The following is an 18,049-nucleotide window of genomic DNA, read 5'->3' as shown; positions in this document are numbered from 1 at the left end:
ATAAAATTTATTTTCTGTACCACCCGTTAATAACTGCCTCTGCTTCTTTACTATGTATTTGATACGCATGTGTACTATCATTAGAGCCAATAAACCAAATTGAAAAACCTTTAAAATATGGTTTCGGTTCTAATACATCGCGGTAAGCACGCCATCCATTTAATTGCACATCCTTCGAAAACACATTTGAAACATCTGGATTCCATGGATTTTGTAATCCAAGTTCACGTGCTGGAACGTTAAATCCACCGAAGTAAACTGGCTTTCCTGTTGCATTATGTAATTGTTCCAATTGCTGAACAACATTTTGCCCACGATTATATACTGTTGTCGCAAATAAACTTTGCTTCACTTCTTCATATGTTGGATTTCTTTTTCCTGAAACTTCAAACCAACTGTCTATGCTAACAATATCCACCTTTTTTAAATACGGGCGATTGATTTTCTCTTTAAACTTCGCTTCATAAGAAGGGTCCCAGCTTGCTGTTAACCACCAGTTCATTTGATACAAAACATTTCCTTTATACTGATTACGAACAAAATCAATTGTATCGCTCCAGTATCCTTCTGCATACTCCATATTCACGAAATTAGAAGCAATCTTTAGTCCATACACATTGTATTTACTTGTAATGGAATTAAAAATATCTTGCAGAATAACCGTCTTCCAATTCCAGAAGAAATCATTAATGTTACTTGGGTTCCATTCTGTCTCTCCAACATTCCCCTGCTGAATATACGGGAACGGTTCCACTATAACTTGAATATTACGCTTTAATAATTCTTGAATTAAAATAATAGCTTGTTGCTTTTGCGCTTGATTAATTACCATGTTCGTAGAAGTCACATTTGGGATATCTACTTGAATCGGTACATTTACTGTATTTAAATTTAAGCGCTCCACATCCGCTAATACTTTCGCTACATTTCCAACTTCCCATACTGTTACGTTTCCTGATTTGATTTTTCCAGATTGAACAGTATTTACATCTGCCTGTACATTTCCTTGAAAACAAAAAGAAAACAACATAAGAAACACTCCTAAAAAACTTATTAAACTCTTATTTTTCTTCACAACTTTCCCCCTATAATTTTTGGCTTTCTTGATTATTTTATACAACGTTTCATATATATTCCACAAAAAATCCAATAAATTTTTATTGATAAAAATGCTATTCATCCTTTATTCACATCTTACTCATACTAAGCTCCTAAAAATAGTAAGATAAATAAAAAAGGAACGGATTTCCGCTCCTTTTTTATCTTTTTACAATTATCAATCCATTTCCCTTTTAGGCTCTACCAACATGATATGGGATTCCTTTTCAGTGAAAGGTTTATGCTCAACGCCTCTCGGGACAATAAACATCTCGCCTTTAGAAATTTTCACCTGTCCATCACGAAAATCGATGAACATCTCCCCTTCAAGCACAATAAATAGCTTATCTGTATTAGGATGCTCATGCCATATAAAATCTCCATTAGCTTTAAAAAGCTGAATTTGATCGTCATTCATTTCACCAATCACTTGTGGATACCAATAATCGTTAATTTTAGATAACTCGTCATTTAGTTTAATAGGTTGGTAATGGATAATAATCCCTCCTCACTTTCAAATTCCACTATATTACAGTAATATAAGTAAAAAAGTCGTTATTACGCTTAAAAAGAAAATGCTCCGGCCAGAACTTTTCATTCAGATAGTACAAAGGAGTGATTTCAATGAAAGTACTTTCAATCCAATGTTTCCTTTAACTCTCCATAAGTATAGAACAGTGATTTTCAAATAAGAATGGACCCCTGTTGACATTAGTATGGATTATTGATGAACTTCTCGCGATATTTAGTAGGCGAAATGCCAACTCGCTTCTTGAAAACTCTACTAAAATAAAAAGGGTCTGCGATTCCAACAGCCTGCGCAATTTGTTGTACAGGCACATCACTTGTACATAACATTTTTTGAGCCATCTTTATACGATAGTTCAATAAATATTCTGCTGCCCCCATACCTGCATGCTTTCTAAACACGTAAGAAAGACGATTTCGATTAACATTATTTTGTTCTGTAAGTGTATGAATTGTAATATCTTTATAATAGTATTTACGAACGTAACTAGATATTCGTTCGAATAAAGTATGCGACTCATAATTGCTTTCTCTATTGAAAACACTTAATAAAGCTTCATTCAACGCTTCGCGAAACAGCATTTCGGTCTGAAACATCGAAATGCCTCCACGCTGATTATATACATCCCAAAGACGCATAAGTAATTCGACAAGACGAGGAGATTGTCCTGTTAATAATTCAAAATGCTGATGAGTAAAGCCAGAGTCTTCTCGTTCTGAATTGCTTATCCGATATAAAACAAGAATATATTCCCAGTTTATTTCACCAAGCATTTTATGGGCTAATGTCATTTTTGCACCCCCATGTATAACTTTTCCTGGGGAAAGAGTATACGGCGTACCATTAAATTGAAATTGCGTCTTCCCTGTAATTGGAAATACAAATCCTGGGAAAGAATCTGTAGACTCAGCAAAAGGCACACCTGGATTTTTAGCATAACGATATACTCCTTCTACTCGGAAAGGAGTATTGGCAAGATACTCTGCTAACTCATTCACGTCTAACTTCACAATACACGCCTCATTTCAATAATAGTTTTCTTGTAATTCGCGAGATTAATTGGTGTACATTCTGGGAAACGCTAAACTAAAAATAGTACATACAACTTAACAAGATCTGGTTATTAACCTATAAATATATTGTTTTTCATTTATTGACCAAAGTATCCTCCCTATATTATTGATAATGATTTTCATTGTAGTTTGATAAAAAAACATTTGTCAAGTTGGCTGGCCTAGAAAAATGATGAAACAAGGGGGATAGAGGAACAGTTCTGTTGCAAATAATACCTAGTCTTTGTTAACTAATTCCCCTCAAAACTGGAATGATCATGTTAATAGTTGTAATGACTTTATTAGTTACAGCACTTACAGCATGTGGAAATAATCGTAATCCTGAAGAAGTTGCTACAGCGTATTTCGAAGATGGAAACAGCCTACTATCAAATTAAATGATAGTAGGCTGGCTGTTAAAATTATTTAAGAACTGGGTTATGTTCTAAATGATAAGCTTTCATTATCAAAAAGAGTATTACTAGTTCCCTCCACAAACAAAAACACCCTATCACTTCGGTTCTAAATTTAGCACCTTCCCCTCTATCCCCTCCGTATTCAATGTAGTCGTATGATACGTGCCATTTACCCAATCATCTATTTGATCATGATACCAATCGCTTCTAAAATGGCCCGACTGTCCTGGCCCTACGATATGATAACCGTTTGACATATCTTTCGTATCAATAATGAATCTCCAAGACGCCCCGTGATTTACAATGCCGTTTTCGCCGTAACTCGCTGCTTGCACGGTAACTTGGCTCCGACCAATCGGAACTGGTTTCTCACGATTAAAAGCGAGTAATGCTAACATACTCGATGATTTCGAAATTGGATGTGTAAAAGCGAGTTGATGGTAATCGCCCCACTTCCACTCTCCAATATCGGGTCCATATTCCTTCTGCAATTTCTTCATTACATTCTCGTACGATGTATGCACAACTTTTGTGAAACCTCCGTACTTCGTAAACCAAACGCTAGTTTCTCCCGCTACTTCTTTTCGAATCAATTCATCAACAACTTGTGACTTCCCTTCAAATAACTCCATTACATCTTTCGGTATTTCTTTTGAAAATAACGTATTTGAAATCTCTTTCATTAACAAATGGAATATTAATGGTGCCGCTTCATCTTTACTATCGTAAAAATTCCACTTTGTTAATTGGTCTACGCCTTCTTTCTCTACCTCATTTAAAGATGCTTTATTTAACTCTTTTAAAAATATAGGAGTAAACTCTTTCCCATATAAATTCTTTTGATCCATCTGTAACTCTTCTAAATCTTTCACCGTATACTTTTCCTTCTCTTGCAAAAATTCTTGAATACGCATTTGCCTATATGGCTGCGCCCACGTATTGCTAATATGATACGGATAATCATCATCAACAATTTTATTATTCGCAGTTGAAATAAACCCTTGTTTTGGATTAATTACTTTTGGAAGTTGATCAAACGGGATATACCCTTCCCATTCATATTCATCTGTCCATCCTGGAACAGGTAAGCTACCATCACCTTTTTTACGCACTGGTATATTTCCATTCGCTTTATAAGCAATTGTGCCGTCGTTTGATGCAAACACAAAGTTTTGGGTTGGTGTATGAAAATCTTGAAGAGCGGTTTCAAACTCATTCCAGTCTTTTGCTTTGTTCATATTTAATACAGCTTTTAACTCAGCTGACGGTTCTAAAGCTGTCCACTTTAAAGAGAATACTGTTTTCGTTTTCTCCTTCCCCTTATCCGCAAACTCTGAAATTACTGGTCCATGCCTCGTAATCGTAACGTTATAAAGAATTGTCTTCCCGCCTTTTACTTTAATAGACTCGTCTACAACGGTAGCTTTCTCCCATTTATCGTTATACAGAAATTCATTTTCATTATTAGGATTTCTCTTCTCAATATATAAATCTTGCACATCAGGCCCTGTATTCGTAACACCCCACGCTATTTTGTCATTGTGTCCTAATATAACACCTGGTACTCCAGCGAAAATAACGCCACTCACATTTAAACCTTTCATTTCAAGTCTCGTTTGATACCAAATAGAAGGCGTCGCAAGAGATAAATGAGGATCATCTGCTAAAATTGGCTTACCTGACGCACTCTTCTCACCGCTCACAACACAGTTATTACTACCGTTAAACTCCGGCGGAATTATCGTTTTTGAAAAACTTTGTGCTACGTCCACATTTGTATTTTTCAGTTCAGCTAGCAATCTAGGAGCATCTTTCGGATATGCAGGAAATAGCTCATTCGCTTGCTCTTTCGGAAGATTTTTCAGCGCCCAATATCGAAATGCCTGTCCGTGCCAATGTCCTCCTAAGTCAAACGCCATATACTTCCCAATCGTTAAAGTATCAACAATTGACCACTCAGCAGGTTCATAACCTAATATAGTAAACTCAACTGGTAATTTCTTTTCCTTTTTCGCCTCACGTATAAAAGCGTTCACCCCATCAGCAAATGACTGCAGGGCATCTTTCGCTTCTCCATTATATTGACTAACTGAAGCTTCGGCCGCTCGCCGTAAACCGAGTGTTCGAAACAATTTATCTCGGTCAACAGCTGCTACCCCAACAACTTCACTTAACATACCAGACGCTTGTCTTCTACTTAAATCCATTTGAAACAACCGATCTTGCGCTTGTACATATCCTTGTGAAAAATATAAATCATGTGCATTTTCCGATTTAATATGCGGGACACCTTTACTATCCCGCTTCACCGTAACAGCGTGTTGTAAATCCTCTAGCTTTATCGTTCCATCTATCTTTGGCATAGATTTCAGCGTATATATGTTCAAAAAAATCGCAGCGGAAATAACTAACAAAAGAACGATACTACTAGCCCAAATAAAAATTCTTTTTCCCCTTTTTCGTTTCTTCTTTATAACGACTTCCATATAACCACCCCTTTCTCACACTATTCGCTTCTTTTTGAGAAAGAACCTTTTAAAGACATTGAAAAACCCCCTTCATTTTCCTACCAATGAAGGGGGTTTTTCTTATCGTTCGCTACGCCAACTTTCATTATGCCCAAGATTTGAATCTGTCGCTACTTGGACATTATATAACATTTCACTAAAGAAGCGTTTATCTACTTCTTTTGGTACAATGCGTCTTTCATCATCAATCTCATCGTATTCATATGAACCACGCTTCACTGTACCTGCTTTATAAAATTGAATGTCAAATACACATACATCTTCTTCATCTTCATAACCAATCGGAGCTCCGCTAAATGACAATTGCACGCCTAATCCGGTACGAGTATCTTCTTTGTAAAATGTATAATATACACCGCCATCTTGAACAGACCCACGGATCCATCCAAGCTTCGTCATCTTACCGAATAACGAACGACCATTTAGTAAAATACCGCCAAATCTCTCAATAGCACTCTCATCATTCTTTTCTACTACAAACACTGGACGCTCAATTTGTAGGAACGGCTGAACAATTCCCGTACTTTCTAATTGCTCTTTCCATAATTCCTTCTCCGCCCCAGACAATTCTAACGGATGAACGAAACCAATAACAGTGCCAGATGAAAGTTCATAACTCTTCCCGTCAATTGTACAGAACACGCCACCTTCTGCATAACGGAATGCCTTCAGCAACTTCCCTTCCTTATACTCACCCCAAATGAGTGAAATAGAAAATTGCTTCATAATTGGATTATCCATAAATACAGATTTCCATGCATTATGTGACCAATAACGCTTTAACGAAAGTGCCGCTTCTAATCGTTGTTTTTGCATTGAAAGAGTAGTTCGGAGTTCCTTCTTTAAAGAGGCTAATTCTTTTTTAGCCTCTTCAGCCTTTTCTACATCATCTTTTGCATTCGGCTTTGGAAGTGACTTCATACATTTTCCTTCTTCTGTCTCTAATTCAATTTTTGACTCTGTAGTTAAAATGGCAGTAAAACTTCGATTCCCGAAATCAATTATCTTTTCACCCTGTATAGTAAAGCCGAGGTCCGGCACCAATTGATCTTCCAGCTCTTCCTCTGTTATACCACGTGTTTTCGCAGCAAGACTTAGCGCTTCTTTTGCTGCATTACGTACTTGCTTATGTTTATATTTAAATGCTATTGCATGAATAGACATAAGTGCAAGCTTAGATGAAGACAAACCTAAAGCACGAACGGCATCCGCTGCTATCTTTCCTCTCATTTGAAGCACCCATTCATCAATTTGCTTTATAAGTATGTCGACCATTTTGTCGTCACTATACATTCCGTATAACGAAAGAATTCCACGCTTCTTCACATCTGCGTCTTGAGAAATCCATATTTGATATATTGTTTGCACACATTCTTTTAAGTCCTCTTCATTTAAAGCTCTACCAATTACTTCTGCCGTTTCTTTCTTCTCAATAACAGCATCTGAAATATACTGTTGTAAATAGGCTAACGGAATTGCAGCATCAGCAATTTCATCAGAGTCACGTAAACGGATTTGTGGCTCATCCCCAATCAATTGCAGAAGTGAATTTCTTGTTTGTTCAGTTAAAATACGTGCACATAGTTCTTCTATTTTTTCTTCCTCCGTTTGGAATAAAAATGAGAATTTTCCTGCGAAAGATTCATTTTTACTTTCTTGCAAAGCTTCCTGTACAATTTTCGTATATTTTTCAAGCTTATACTCTATTAGTATTTTCATCACATTTTCACGAACAATCTTCTTTTTATTATGAAGTTCAACTGCTACATCTGCTGCAGCTTCCACATCTTTTGAAAGCAGTTTAACTACAGACTCACGCATTTTTTTAGATGAATCTCCTAAGCTTTTAATTAAAATTGGACGCATTTTAATCATGTTATCCTTTGCTAACTCTTCTAAAATATATGCTTTGGCCACAGCAGAATACTCATCAAATCTTTCAATGATGTACGCTTGTTCTTTTACAATTACACAAACAAGCGCTTCCTTCGCCTTATTTCTCTCTTCACTGTAGCATGCAGCTTCTTCAACTGCATAAGCCATAAGCTTTTCCTTACTTAACCCATACGAAAGCAGATCTTCTAATACTTGTTTCGGTTCTACTCCTCTGACAGAACATTCGTAAAGAAGTTCGTATAAATTAACACTATCATCATCTCCAAACTGTAGTGTAAGTACAGCTTCCCTCTTCGCTACATCATCTATATCCCAAAGAAGCGCAACCTCTAACACCGGCATACCCCAATACATACTCCTATATTTCGGATTTTTAAGTATTTGCTTCATATCCTCAAGTGACAATTTCCCTTGTAAATAATCACGATATGTATCCCGCACTGTAGACAATTTTATTTGCAAAGCAGCAACAAAAAATTCTTCTCGCATTTTCCCTATATTTAGCTCATATCCTTTTTCAGCTAACGTTCGTGCGATGATGAGATAATTCATTTTACTTACATATTGCAAAGTATTTTGAATAAATTCAGGATCTTCCTCCAACATAAAGCATAGCAATTCATATTCATACGTCTTACAAAAATCCTCACTATTTAAATCATGTTGCCTTAGACGATGCGCAAAAAATCTTTCCTTAGAAATCCAAAACTGTGTACAAAAACTTTGAATTTCTTCATATGTTTCTCTATTTACACTACCAGTTTTTTTGTAGTTTTGAGACTGACCGAGAGTGTGACACATATAACGTGTTGCATAGTTTATAAAACCCCAAACATTTTTCTTCGCCAATATTTCAATATATCGCCTCGCAACATTCGAATATTTATGAACACAAAATAATAGCCGCCAAATATGTTCCGGTAAATTCCCACCTATAAATACTTCACTATCATCTTCACCTTTTAAATACCGTTTAACTGCTTCAACCTTTTCCTTTTCCCCTAGAAGTTTCAATATAAATTCTGTATGTTCTTCTAACCTTTCATTCAATAAAGAACTATATGTACGAAACTTTTCATAATCTACATCAAACATTATGAGAAGTAATGTTAATTGTTGCTTAGTTGGTAAAGTATGTAATTGTCCCTCTATATAGTTCGGACTCTCTTTTGTTAACTCTCTAAGAAAAACATCTGCTTCATTTACATAACTTGAAATACTGGATAAATATTTACATGCGATTGCTACAAGTTTGTCCAAAGGAAGTGCACTTTTTTCTAAATAAATCTTCATTTTAGAAAAACTGACATGCGCAAAACGGACTACAAGAACATTTAATAATTGCTCCTCGAGTATATGGTAAAATAATCGAAAAAAATCCGGATCTTGTTTATGCACTTTCCTAAAATCGTTTATAAATCTCTCCGCAAAATCACTTCTTTTTTGATCACGAATTGTCGTTAGTTGAATATTTTTTAAAATCTCTTCTTCTTTTGTCTGTAAATATCGTTGTGATAATTGTTTCTGTTCTTCTGTCATATTAATATATTGAAACAACTCAGATGTACTAGTAGTCAAACTTTGTACCCCCCGCATCTTTTTATCTATTATAAAAATACCCTTATTTAATGGTAGTATAGCATAAAACCCACAAAAAACGAACGTACATTCTATATTAAATTAATGTAAATTAAAATACACTACTCAACATACATTTCCTTCTCTCTAAACTTCCCATTACAGACTTCTCTCCACTAAAATCCTTTAACTTTTTGCTACACCAATTCCTCAAAATCCCCTTCACATAAGCTAACGTTTTCTTATTATTTTCAAACGCAATTTTAAGTGCCTCTAACACTTTCTCTCCAGAAAGTCTTTGTATCCAATTCTTCAATTCCTTCACAATATATGGGGATAAACTACTAATATTTTGTTCATAAAACTTATAAACTTCACTATTTGGAACGTCCTCTTCTATGGTTTCCACCTCTATCTCTTCCTCTTCCGCTTCTTCTTTCTCTTCAATAACTACTTGTGAACTACTATTATCCTCTTCTTTTGGCATACCAAAATGCTGCAATAATAATGGAATCTTGTATTCTTCTTCAAGGCATTTATGTAAAAATATATGTATGAACTCATTACTTTTTATAGTCTTTAACTCACGTAATACGCACTTCTCCACATTCGTATTTGAAATAGGGTTATAGTGTAACCAGTTTATTATGAATACCTCTTTCGTTTCCGTATCATATAGAATCTTTCCATACTCAACAAACCTGTTTAGCAACTTCTCAACAGTCTCCATACTATAACCTGTTTCAAGCTCTGCCACACGCTTCGGTAATATATAAATACCACATTGCTTCGTTTTCGTACCAGTTAACAAATATATGTAAAAATAACGCTCCTCTGGCGTTAAATCTAATATGAATTCATCTTGCCAAAAGTTCACCTGCACATTACGGTATACCGCCATATGTTTCCCTCCACTCTTTGCTAGTAAATAGGAAAATTTTAATCCTTCATTATAAAGATAGGCATGCGGGAATGGTTTTGGCATTCGAATTACAATTTTTTTACTACTACAACGCCGGTTTCATTTTTTCGCGCTTGTTTTGTTCTTGTAGTTGTTTTTGCTTTTGTTTTTTCTTAGTGATTTATTACTTGGTAGGGGCTTATGAGGGGCTTGGAAGGGCATTCTACATTACAATCTATCAAATACAATTGTTCTTCCTACTAAATAGGAGCTATTCCAAATTATTATTTTGGATAGCTCCTTTCAAATTCTTCTTATTTTTTTACTTCTACCAATGTCAGCTTCTACATACAATTTCTTCTGCTATTTGTGGGCAGTAAAACTCTCATTTCAAAATTTGGTGAATAAACTGCTTGATTGCAATGCGAGTGGCCCTCACTGATTAAAGTTTCCTTTTATTTTTGCATTGAATCTAACATCTTCACAATAAAGGCAGCCGCCTGACCACGAGTTGCTGTGCCTCGAGGATCAAACTCATTATTTCCAATACCATTAACTACCTTTAAGCTGTATAATCGTTGAACCGATTCTTTGTATGTTATTAAATGCTTATCTGTAAATGGTAATGCTACTAACTCACCTGTAATTCCTTTATATCGTAATGCTTTGTCAATCATAATAGATACTTCTTCACGAGTAATTGGTGAGTTAGGATCAAAAATCCCTTCACCACGACCATTAATAATTCCTGCACTTGCACAACGTTTAATACCGTCATGAAGTGATGGATGTGCCTCATTGATATCTACAAATGACTTATTTCCCTCTGGTAGTTTAAGAGCATTCGAGATTAATTTCGCAAACTCCGCTCTCGTTACATTTCGATATGGAGCAAATACACCATTGCCTTCGCCTTGCATAATACCTAGACTGTTTAATTTACGAATATGCCCTTCAAACCAGCCACCTGTAATATCATCTTTTGGTTTTTGTACTTCTTCCTTAGGCTTTTGTACTTCTTCCTTTGGTACATTGTAGTTAATTTTAATCCAACTTGGGTCATAGAAAATCCATTCTCCATTACCTACTTTATACCAACCATTTTTAACGGCTAATACTTTGTAACGATCTCCGTTTGAAGCTTTACGTACAACACGATGTTCAATACCCGCATCACTACGTACATTGATGCCACTACCATTTACCACTAGTTCCATGCTAGGTTCAGCTGGATTATTTTCATTTGGATTAAATGAGTCATTTTTATCTTGTAAAGGCGTATCAATCTGCGCATTTATATTTGCATACCACTGAATTCCTTGTACGAAACCAGCCCAATTACCACGTGAAATTAAAATGTCAGGACATTTTTTCCCGCTCCATTGTTGATGCTTGTAAATATGATCTGCACCAATTCCTTCTTTGTTCATTAAATAACCTGCAAGTCGTTTTGCATTTTCTAACGCTTTATTGTAATCACCGTCTTGGTTAACCGCAATCTCGATACCGATAGACTCCCTGTTTCCTGAACCATCTCCATCTCCTGCATGCCAACCATTTTCGTTTGTTGGTAAGTGTTGATAAATTTGTTTATCATCTACAGTAAAATGCCATGAAGCTGTTCGGAAAGTGCCTTCAGTTGCTTGCTTGTATAAATATTTCGCATGATTTTCAGCATTCGCACCAGCGGCTGTATTTGCGGTCTCATGGATTGTAATGTAACGTGCTTTCATCGGATTCGCAGGACGAATATCAGGATTTCCTGCTGGAACAATCCACTCCACAAATGGAACTCCTGCAAGTGTTCCATATTTCTTCGTACTCTGTGCACTATATTGAATACCTCTTGGCTTTGCAACAGGTTTCATTTGACGATCAGATCCATCATTTCGACCATCTACAGATTCAAATGCCTTTTCAATGTTTGAAATAGCTTCCTTTTCTGCTACTTGTCCCTTCTTAGCATCTTGCATTTTGTTTAATTCTTCTGTTTCATCATGTTTATGCTTATATTCTTCTAAAAGCATTTTTTCATTTCCAGATACTTCTGCTTCGTTAATTTGTACATGATCAGGAACTTCCAACTTGAAATTAGAATAATTTAATCCGCTCGTTCCGTGTTCTCCTTGGGCAATATTAAGTTGATCAGTTTGAGATTTGTTGATCTCTTCTGCTGATGCTGATAAAGGTACGCTCCCTAAAATCACTAGACTTGTTGATAGTGCGATTACTTGTTGTTTGATTGTCTTATTCATTATTATAATAAATACATACACACTCCCACCGTGTATGTATCTCAACCTCCCTTTATTGTCACATTAATTTTTAAAAATATGAATCTACTATGTACTCCTAATATATTTCCTTTTTTATTTATATATTTAAATTATCATATTTTATACCCATTAAGAAAATATTTATATGTCATCCCTACAGATGAATTTCATCTAACATACTTTTTATAAAATTCATCAACAAACATTATTTTACAACTAATTACAAATACCGTCAAAATAATCAATTTAAACTTAGACAAATAACTGGCATACAATTTCATAATAAGAGATCCTATACTATCGAAATACATCTATTACAAATTCCCTTTAACGTTTTCAACAATCTCATTTATCGTATTCCGATCAAACTTATCACTAATTTCATATGACTCACGATCTCCTACGAATTGCACGCCTACGATATCATTGCGATCCTTACCGTATTGCACTTCAATAATAGATCCTCGCTCTATTTGTTTCCAAATGAGACCTGCTTCATCTTTATTATCTAAAATAATGCAGTCTTCAATATTTTCATCAATCCCAATTAATTTATTATCATCCATATATCCAATCTCGTATTGTTGCCGTTCTTTCGCTTTGCCACTTACTAATATACCTTTGCTACCATATGAGTAATCCATATAGTCCTTTTTCTCCGTTTGTACCGCTTTCGGCTTTTGTGCTTCAGTTTTTTCAGCAGTCCCACAACCTGTAATAAGACTGATTGGGATAACCACTATTAATACGAATCTAGTAAATTTCTTTATCATTTGTAACCAACCTCATATATTTAATGCAAAACTCCATTTATTACTCTATTAAAGAATAACATGATATTAAGTAAACAGAACGAAAGATAACATATTCTTTACATACTCGCACTTTAATGAAGGACTAGGCCATTTAAACCTAGTCCTACATAACTTTAACTTTGCTTCACATACTTAATTGTATGAAATGACGTCTCATTAAATAATTGCAAGTTTTCCCCATCATAATCTTGAACTTTATATGCTATTTTCTTTTTTTGAATTGTATCTTCTACACCGTCTACTAAACGTTTATTGAGATGTAAATAGATTGTAAAAGCCTCCTTATCATATTCCCAAGTGCCTTCAATATAATTCTTTTTATTTGGATACTCACCTTTACCATACGTTTCAAATGTCTTATCACCTTTTAGAATAAGTGACATAATGAAACCGTCTGTTCCTTTGAATCCCCAATTACCGATTAATTCCGTACCATCTTTCACATTCTTCATAACGTTATCTGTATTAATTCCAGCTTTCTTATCTAACTCTTTCAAATCTTTCATAGATACTGTACCGTCACCGATTTTAATATCCCCTTCAAGATCTTTGAATGCCTTAAGCCAGTAAATATCTCCTTCTTTCACTAGCTTTTCAGATTTCTCTATTAACTCTTTATCAGTCTTATCACCTTTTTCTCTTTTTTCTTTTCTGGTGAATACTTCATTTATTAAAGAAAAAGACTCTCTAAAATAACTAATTGCTTTTTCAAAATCTTTTTGTTGGTTTACATACTCTGTAGGGGGATCTATTGACTCAAATTTATCTAACACTTTATTTAATTCTTTCACACTATCTACTATATCTGATTTCTTTTTCTTACCGTCAAAAACCTCTCTTGTAATATTGTTATGCTCCGCAAACAACTTATCAAACTCTACCCCTAATTTATACACTTTATTAGGATAGTCTTCCTTTGAAACTTTTTCTTTCTTACTATTAGACTTCGATTCTTTTACTTTAGACTCTTCCGTTTTCTCCTGTTTAGAAGTGTTCGTTTTCTCAGAAACTCCACAACCAAATAACAACATGACCGGAACTGCTACCCCTAGTAGTTTCTTTGCATTCATGACTGATTTCTCCTTCTACTTGAATAGATTACTCTTGCTATACCCATCCTCTTTTTTTATCTTGTAATTAAAGTTACAATCGCAATAACTCCTAGAATCGGTCCCCAATATTCCATTTTTATAAAAAATAATGAGTGCTTTTTGTTAAACATAACTTTTTCACCAGTTTCGGCATCTATATAAACTTTCCCATCTGGCTTATTAATATATTTACCTAAATACCAAGACATAACCCCTGATATAATAAACATTACCGCCATTGGCCAACTATGGTCTTGAAAATATGTAGCGTCCCCCGTTATAGATCCAAAGATAGCCTTACCCAAAAGAGTATTAATAATTACAATAATTGCGACTAAAAAACCCCAACCAGACCAAATAATCATCTATTTCTCCTCCTAAAGCGTACAACTTTGTACTTTATGTTAATTTGAACTGCAAACGAAAATGTTTAAAAAACCGAATATTCAGACGTTGATAATCATATTTAGCTTACATTCGATTCTAACTTTAATGTCCTAAATGCAAATGAACCAGATATAATTTGTAAAATTGTCGGAATAAGTAAAAAGAATAATGACATAAACAACATAACTATAGGAATCACAATCATACAAACTCCATAAACTTTATTATTAACCTTGTTTACTAAACACGATAAAATGAACAATCCTATTTGAACCGTTAAAATAATAGAGTAATAAGCTAAAAGTTCGTAATCAACACCTTCCATAATATTAAACGCTACAACTATTAATATTATGGAAATAATAATTCCCAAAATGCCACCAATTAAACCTAATACAAATTCAGGTGTTCTTTTCAATTCAATCCCCCTTTTTTGAAAAACTAACTGCTTGTATATTTTTCCCATTCACCATCATACCAAATATTCACTGGAAAAACTATACAAATGTATTTTTTATTCTACTATACTTTGCTTCTAACTATAGATAGCTTGTAGCAGTCACAAAATCAAAAGCTTCAAAATTACTAACCGGTTTCGATACTTTTAGAAAGTAGACATACCCCTTGAATACAATTAGTATTAACATATGAAATACGAAAGGCTTAAAAAGGCTTTCACATGAAGAAAGGAAGTTGCACAACTATGGATTTTAAAACAGTTATGCAAGAACTTGAATCTCTAGGTAAGGAACGAACGAAAAAAATATACATATCTAACGGTGCGCATGAGCCAGTATTCGGAGTAGCTACAGGTGCCATGAAACCAATCGCTAAAAAAATAAAATTAAATCAAGAATTAGCTGAAGAACTTTATGCCACAGGCAACTACGATGCTATGTACTTTGCAGGTATTATTGCCGATCCAAAAGCTATGAGTGAGTCTGATTTTGATCGCTGGATAGACGGAGCGTATTTTTACATGCTATCTGATTATGTTGTAGCAGTAACTTTATCGGAGTCAAATATTGCGCAAGACGTTGCTGATAAATGGATTGCAAGTGGGGACGAGCTTAAAATGTCTGCAGGCTGGAGTTGCTACTGTTGGCTTTTAGGAAATCGCAAAGACAATGAGTTTTCCGAAAGTAAAATTTCCGATATGCTTGAAATGGTGAAAGATACAATTCATCATTCTCCAGAACGAACAAAATCCGCTATGAATAATTTCCTAAACACAGTAGCAATCTCATATGTACCACTACACGAAAAAGCAGTCGAGATTGCAAAAGAAGTTGGTATAGTTGAAGTCAAACGTGATAATAAAAAAAGCAGTGTGCTAAATGCTACAGAGAGTATTCAGAAAGAACTTGATAGAGGAAGACTTGGTTTTAAGCGTAAGTATGTAAGGTGTTAAAAAAGATTCGTATTAGGGTGTCAATCTGATAAAGATTGATACCTTTTTCATTCAGGTTATATATCCCCTCATTTACTTTTAACTTATATTAAAAAATAATATCCTGATAACCTACTTCCATTACCTTTTCATTTAATAATCGAACTCCTACACCATTTTCTATATCCCACGTACAATTAAATGTAATTCCAACCTCTCGCCCTTCCGTAATATCTGCATACGGAACAACAATACCCTCTAAACCGATCATCTCTAGTATTTGATCAGTTGTTTCAACTAATGGATAATTTTCTTGCACTCCAATATCATATCCCCATTCACATCTCCTTTGTTTGTAATAGTCTAATATAGACTGTAGTAAACTTATTTGTACCTCTTCCCAATTTTTTATTAATGATTGATACGCTACATACTGCCCTTCATCAAACATCTCATCTTCTTCACCATCTATCATCAAATCAATCTCAGTGACATTGCCTATAAAAGTTATAGGCATACGCTTACCCCAAGCATAATTATATTCAATCTCTCCAAAAACTGAATCGTTCATTGTCATTTATCCGTCACTCCTCTCGCACTTATTACTAAGGTGTCCCTGCTTATTGTTAACTCCCATCAACACTTAACAGAGTGCGATAGAATGGTTTTATATTCATCACATATATCGTTTTCTTATACGACTACATATCCATAAAAATACTTTTTACCAATCTTCCATTCTTTCTTTGTTAGAACATCGATATATGACATCAACTCTCTATTTTTTTCATCTGTTATTATCGTATCGTACTGAATTGGACATTTGATTCCACTCCAAATTGATAAAACGGAAGGTATAGTAACAACATTATAAGTAGTTCTATCTCTTAAAAAACTCATAACTTCCGAAACTAACTCCTTTGTCAAATCTCCAGGAAAAGATAGTCTATTACGATAATAGTATTCTTGCGTATCGTTATTTTCGATAAAATCAGAATAAACTTCATTAAATTCTTCTAACGATACTTCATAATACTCGTCCTCAATTCCAAGCATCCATGAAAGTTCATTTCTTATAGCTTTTTCAACAAAGGTATCTTCCCACTCTTCTAGTAATGCTAAAAGATATGGTACTACATGATATGAAAGAGTTTCACCAGCACTTACTACAAAATTATGAACTCCATCCTCTGAAGCACTTGAAAGGAATTTCAAATTATTCGTTTCTAATAAATCATCGTGAGTAGCTGCTGAACAAAATAGTCTAGTGCATAAATTCAAAACAAGCTCATCTCGAGTACTATTCATAAGTTCGATTAGTAACCTCTTTACAGAGAAATCACCAAGCTTTAACAATTCATTAATTAAAATAAAGGATTCTTTCTCTGTTGCACTATCCCTTAAGTTAGACTTAAGAGTTTCAATTGTATGATTAGAAACTTCTCCATACCAAATATCTTTTTTTAAATGCTCTAAGTCCATCATTCTCTCTCCTTTTATTGCTGCTTACATTTATACGAACCATTTCATATGAATAATATTATTAATCATGTAACTTATTTAAAAACTCCGTAAAATTTTTAGCAATATGGAATACATTTTCTCTTGCTCTTTCCTCCGCTTCCTCAGCCGTAATCCCTTCACTTTCCATCAATGTTTCCTTTTCCCATGCCCCCTCATGTTCCCAAAAGACGACAATTGGATCTTCTTCATGATTTTTATAATCAAAGCAAATTAAATTTCCTGCTGGATCAAATGCGAATGGTACCAATTCATTTGGCAGAGTAGAAATATACTGGTTATATACTTTAACGATATATTCACTACTATCTACATCATAAGAAAGTAAAGTTCCAAATACCTTTGTTATCGTATCTATTTCAAATTTATAAGGTAATACAGCTGAACCATTATTATTTGTAGCACATTCTACATAGTCACTTGGAAATATACACCCTATCTCTTTTCCCACATTGTTTATATATTCTGCTGAAACTGGCTCATCCGGTACTGGCCATGTTAAGTCATTTCTCATTTAACTTCACCTCCTAACAAATCACATCACGTTTATCCGAAATAACTAATTGCATCA

The 18,049-nt window shown here is 34.6% G+C and carries 16 protein-coding genes; 2 read left to right on the top strand and 14 right to left on the bottom strand.

Going from position 1 to position 18,049, the window contains the following annotated elements:
* Positions 1–7 precede the first annotated feature (7 nt).
* The 3 genes from ACS2QP_RS16340 to ACS2QP_RS16330 all read right to left on the bottom strand — a co-directional run bounded on the left by ACS2QP_RS16340 (position 8) and on the right by ACS2QP_RS16330 (position 2,637).
* Complete coding sequence (locus tag ACS2QP_RS16340) at positions 8–1,075, bottom strand: glycoside hydrolase family 113 (protein ID WP_000739788.1); 1,068 nt, start codon at positions 1,073–1,075, stop codon at positions 8–10.
* A gap of 201 nt (positions 1,076–1,276) precedes the next feature.
* The gene (locus ACS2QP_RS16335; protein ID WP_000997182.1) at positions 1,277–1,516 is read right to left on the bottom strand and encodes a cupin domain-containing protein; all 240 of its coding nucleotides are present in this window, start codon (positions 1,514–1,516) and stop codon (positions 1,277–1,279) included.
* A 293-nt stretch (positions 1,517–1,809) separates the two neighbouring features.
* Positions 1,810–2,637 (bottom strand): helix-turn-helix transcriptional regulator, encoded by an 828-nt coding sequence (locus ACS2QP_RS16330; protein WP_000762815.1) that lies wholly within the window; start codon positions 2,635–2,637, stop codon positions 1,810–1,812.
* 314 nt (positions 2,638–2,951) lie between these two features.
* On the opposite strand from ACS2QP_RS16330, the gene ACS2QP_RS16325 reads away from it, so the two are divergent.
* Positions 2,952–3,077, top strand: a complete 126-nt coding sequence (locus ACS2QP_RS16325) for a hypothetical protein (RefSeq protein WP_100650550.1) — start codon at positions 2,952–2,954, stop codon at positions 3,075–3,077.
* Between the two features lie 113 nt (positions 3,078–3,190).
* On the opposite strand, the gene ACS2QP_RS16320 is transcribed toward ACS2QP_RS16325, so the two are convergent.
* The 8 genes from ACS2QP_RS16320 to ACS2QP_RS16285 form a co-directional block, all read right to left on the bottom strand.
* Positions 3,191–5,581 (bottom strand): penicillin acylase family protein, encoded by a 2,391-nt coding sequence (locus ACS2QP_RS16320; RefSeq protein ID WP_438882615.1) that lies wholly within the window; start codon positions 5,579–5,581, stop codon positions 3,191–3,193.
* A gap of 102 nt (positions 5,582–5,683) precedes the next feature.
* Positions 5,684–9,097, bottom strand: coding sequence for a DUF4132 domain-containing protein (locus ACS2QP_RS16315; RefSeq protein WP_438882614.1), 3,414 nt, complete (start codon positions 9,095–9,097; stop codon positions 5,684–5,686).
* 112 nt (positions 9,098–9,209) lie between these two features.
* Entirely contained in the window at positions 9,210–9,998 is a 789-nt protein-coding gene (locus ACS2QP_RS16310; RefSeq protein ID WP_153581390.1) for a DnaD domain protein, read from the bottom strand.
* Between the two features lie 455 nt (positions 9,999–10,453).
* Positions 10,454–12,253, bottom strand: a complete 1,800-nt coding sequence (locus tag ACS2QP_RS16305; RefSeq protein WP_322367564.1) for an S-layer homology domain-containing protein — start codon at positions 12,251–12,253, stop codon at positions 10,454–10,456.
* Positions 12,254–12,588: 335 nt separating this feature from the next.
* Positions 12,589–13,047, bottom strand: coding sequence for a hypothetical protein (locus tag ACS2QP_RS16300; RefSeq protein ID WP_061113010.1), 459 nt, complete (start codon positions 13,045–13,047; stop codon positions 12,589–12,591).
* 155 nt (positions 13,048–13,202) lie between these two features.
* A complete protein-coding gene (locus tag ACS2QP_RS16295) occupies positions 13,203–14,159 on the bottom strand; it encodes a DUF3994 domain-containing protein (RefSeq protein ID WP_078438820.1) in 957 nt (318 codons plus the stop codon).
* 56 nt (positions 14,160–14,215) lie between these two features.
* Complete coding sequence (locus ACS2QP_RS16290; RefSeq protein ID WP_000587853.1) at positions 14,216–14,545, bottom strand: hypothetical protein; 330 nt, start codon at positions 14,543–14,545, stop codon at positions 14,216–14,218.
* A gap of 101 nt (positions 14,546–14,646) precedes the next feature.
* Complete coding sequence (locus ACS2QP_RS16285) at positions 14,647–14,985, bottom strand: DUF4064 domain-containing protein (RefSeq protein ID WP_000831724.1); 339 nt, start codon at positions 14,983–14,985, stop codon at positions 14,647–14,649.
* A 285-nt stretch (positions 14,986–15,270) separates the two neighbouring features.
* Between ACS2QP_RS16285 and ACS2QP_RS16280 the strand changes: the two genes are divergently transcribed.
* On the top strand, positions 15,271–15,978 hold the full coding sequence (locus ACS2QP_RS16280; RefSeq protein WP_438882613.1) for a DNA alkylation repair protein: 708 nt from the start codon (positions 15,271–15,273) through the stop codon (positions 15,976–15,978).
* An 88-nt stretch (positions 15,979–16,066) separates the two neighbouring features.
* Here the strand turns inward: ACS2QP_RS16280 and ACS2QP_RS16275 are convergent, their stop codons facing one another.
* From ACS2QP_RS16275 to ACS2QP_RS16265, 3 genes are all read right to left on the bottom strand, one after another.
* Positions 16,067–16,534: a DUF6985 domain-containing protein gene (locus tag ACS2QP_RS16275; RefSeq protein ID WP_438882612.1), complete on the bottom strand. Its 468-nt coding sequence runs from the start codon at positions 16,532–16,534 to the stop codon at positions 16,067–16,069.
* Positions 16,535–16,650: 116 nt separating this feature from the next.
* Entirely contained in the window at positions 16,651–17,439 is a 789-nt protein-coding gene (gene imm47 / locus ACS2QP_RS16270) for an Imm47 family immunity protein (RefSeq protein ID WP_326263624.1), read from the bottom strand.
* Positions 17,440–17,500: 61 nt separating this feature from the next.
* Complete coding sequence (locus ACS2QP_RS16265) at positions 17,501–17,992, bottom strand: SMI1/KNR4 family protein (protein WP_128975167.1); 492 nt, start codon at positions 17,990–17,992, stop codon at positions 17,501–17,503.
* Positions 17,993–18,049 lie beyond the last annotated feature (57 nt).

The organism is Bacillus cereus group sp. Bce019 (assembly GCF_051781745.1).
Lineage (GTDB): Bacteria > Bacillota > Bacilli > Bacillales > Bacillaceae_G > Bacillus_A > Bacillus_A cereus.
The sequence above is the reverse complement of the archived record's forward strand: the minus strand, read 5'-3'. Positions and strand labels throughout refer to the sequence as shown.

Excerpts from the sequence above, each read along its gene's own strand:
- ACS2QP_RS16335 (WP_000997182.1), bottom strand. The coding sequence starts at position 1,516 with ATGAATGACGATCAAATTCAGCTTTTTAAAGCTAATGGAGATTTTATA.
- ACS2QP_RS16325 (WP_100650550.1), top strand. The coding sequence starts at position 2,952 with ATGATCATGTTAATAGTTGTAATGACTTTATTAGTTACAGCACTTACA.
- ACS2QP_RS16320 (WP_438882615.1), bottom strand. The coding sequence starts at position 5,581 with ATGGAAGTCGTTATAAAGAAGAAACGAAAAAGGGGAAAAAGAATTTTT.
- ACS2QP_RS16310 (WP_153581390.1), bottom strand. The coding sequence starts at position 9,998 with ATGGCGGTATACCGTAATGTGCAGGTGAACTTTTGGCAAGATGAATTC.
- ACS2QP_RS16305 (WP_322367564.1), bottom strand. The coding sequence starts at position 12,253 with ATGAATAAGACAATCAAACAACAAGTAATCGCACTATCAACAAGTCTA.
- ACS2QP_RS16300 (WP_061113010.1), bottom strand. The coding sequence starts at position 13,047 with ATGATAAAGAAATTTACTAGATTCGTATTAATAGTGGTTATCCCAATC.
- ACS2QP_RS16295 (WP_078438820.1), bottom strand. The coding sequence starts at position 14,159 with ATGAATGCAAAGAAACTACTAGGGGTAGCAGTTCCGGTCATGTTGTTA.
- ACS2QP_RS16290 (WP_000587853.1), bottom strand. The coding sequence starts at position 14,545 with ATGATTATTTGGTCTGGTTGGGGTTTTTTAGTCGCAATTATTGTAATT.
- ACS2QP_RS16280 (WP_438882613.1), top strand. The coding sequence starts at position 15,271 with ATGGATTTTAAAACAGTTATGCAAGAACTTGAATCTCTAGGTAAGGAA.
- ACS2QP_RS16275 (WP_438882612.1), bottom strand. The coding sequence starts at position 16,534 with ATGACAATGAACGATTCAGTTTTTGGAGAGATTGAATATAATTATGCT.
- imm47 (WP_326263624.1), bottom strand. The coding sequence starts at position 17,439 with ATGGACTTAGAGCATTTAAAAAAAGATATTTGGTATGGAGAAGTTTCT.
- ACS2QP_RS16265 (WP_128975167.1), bottom strand. The coding sequence starts at position 17,992 with ATGAGAAATGACTTAACATGGCCAGTACCGGATGAGCCAGTTTCAGCA.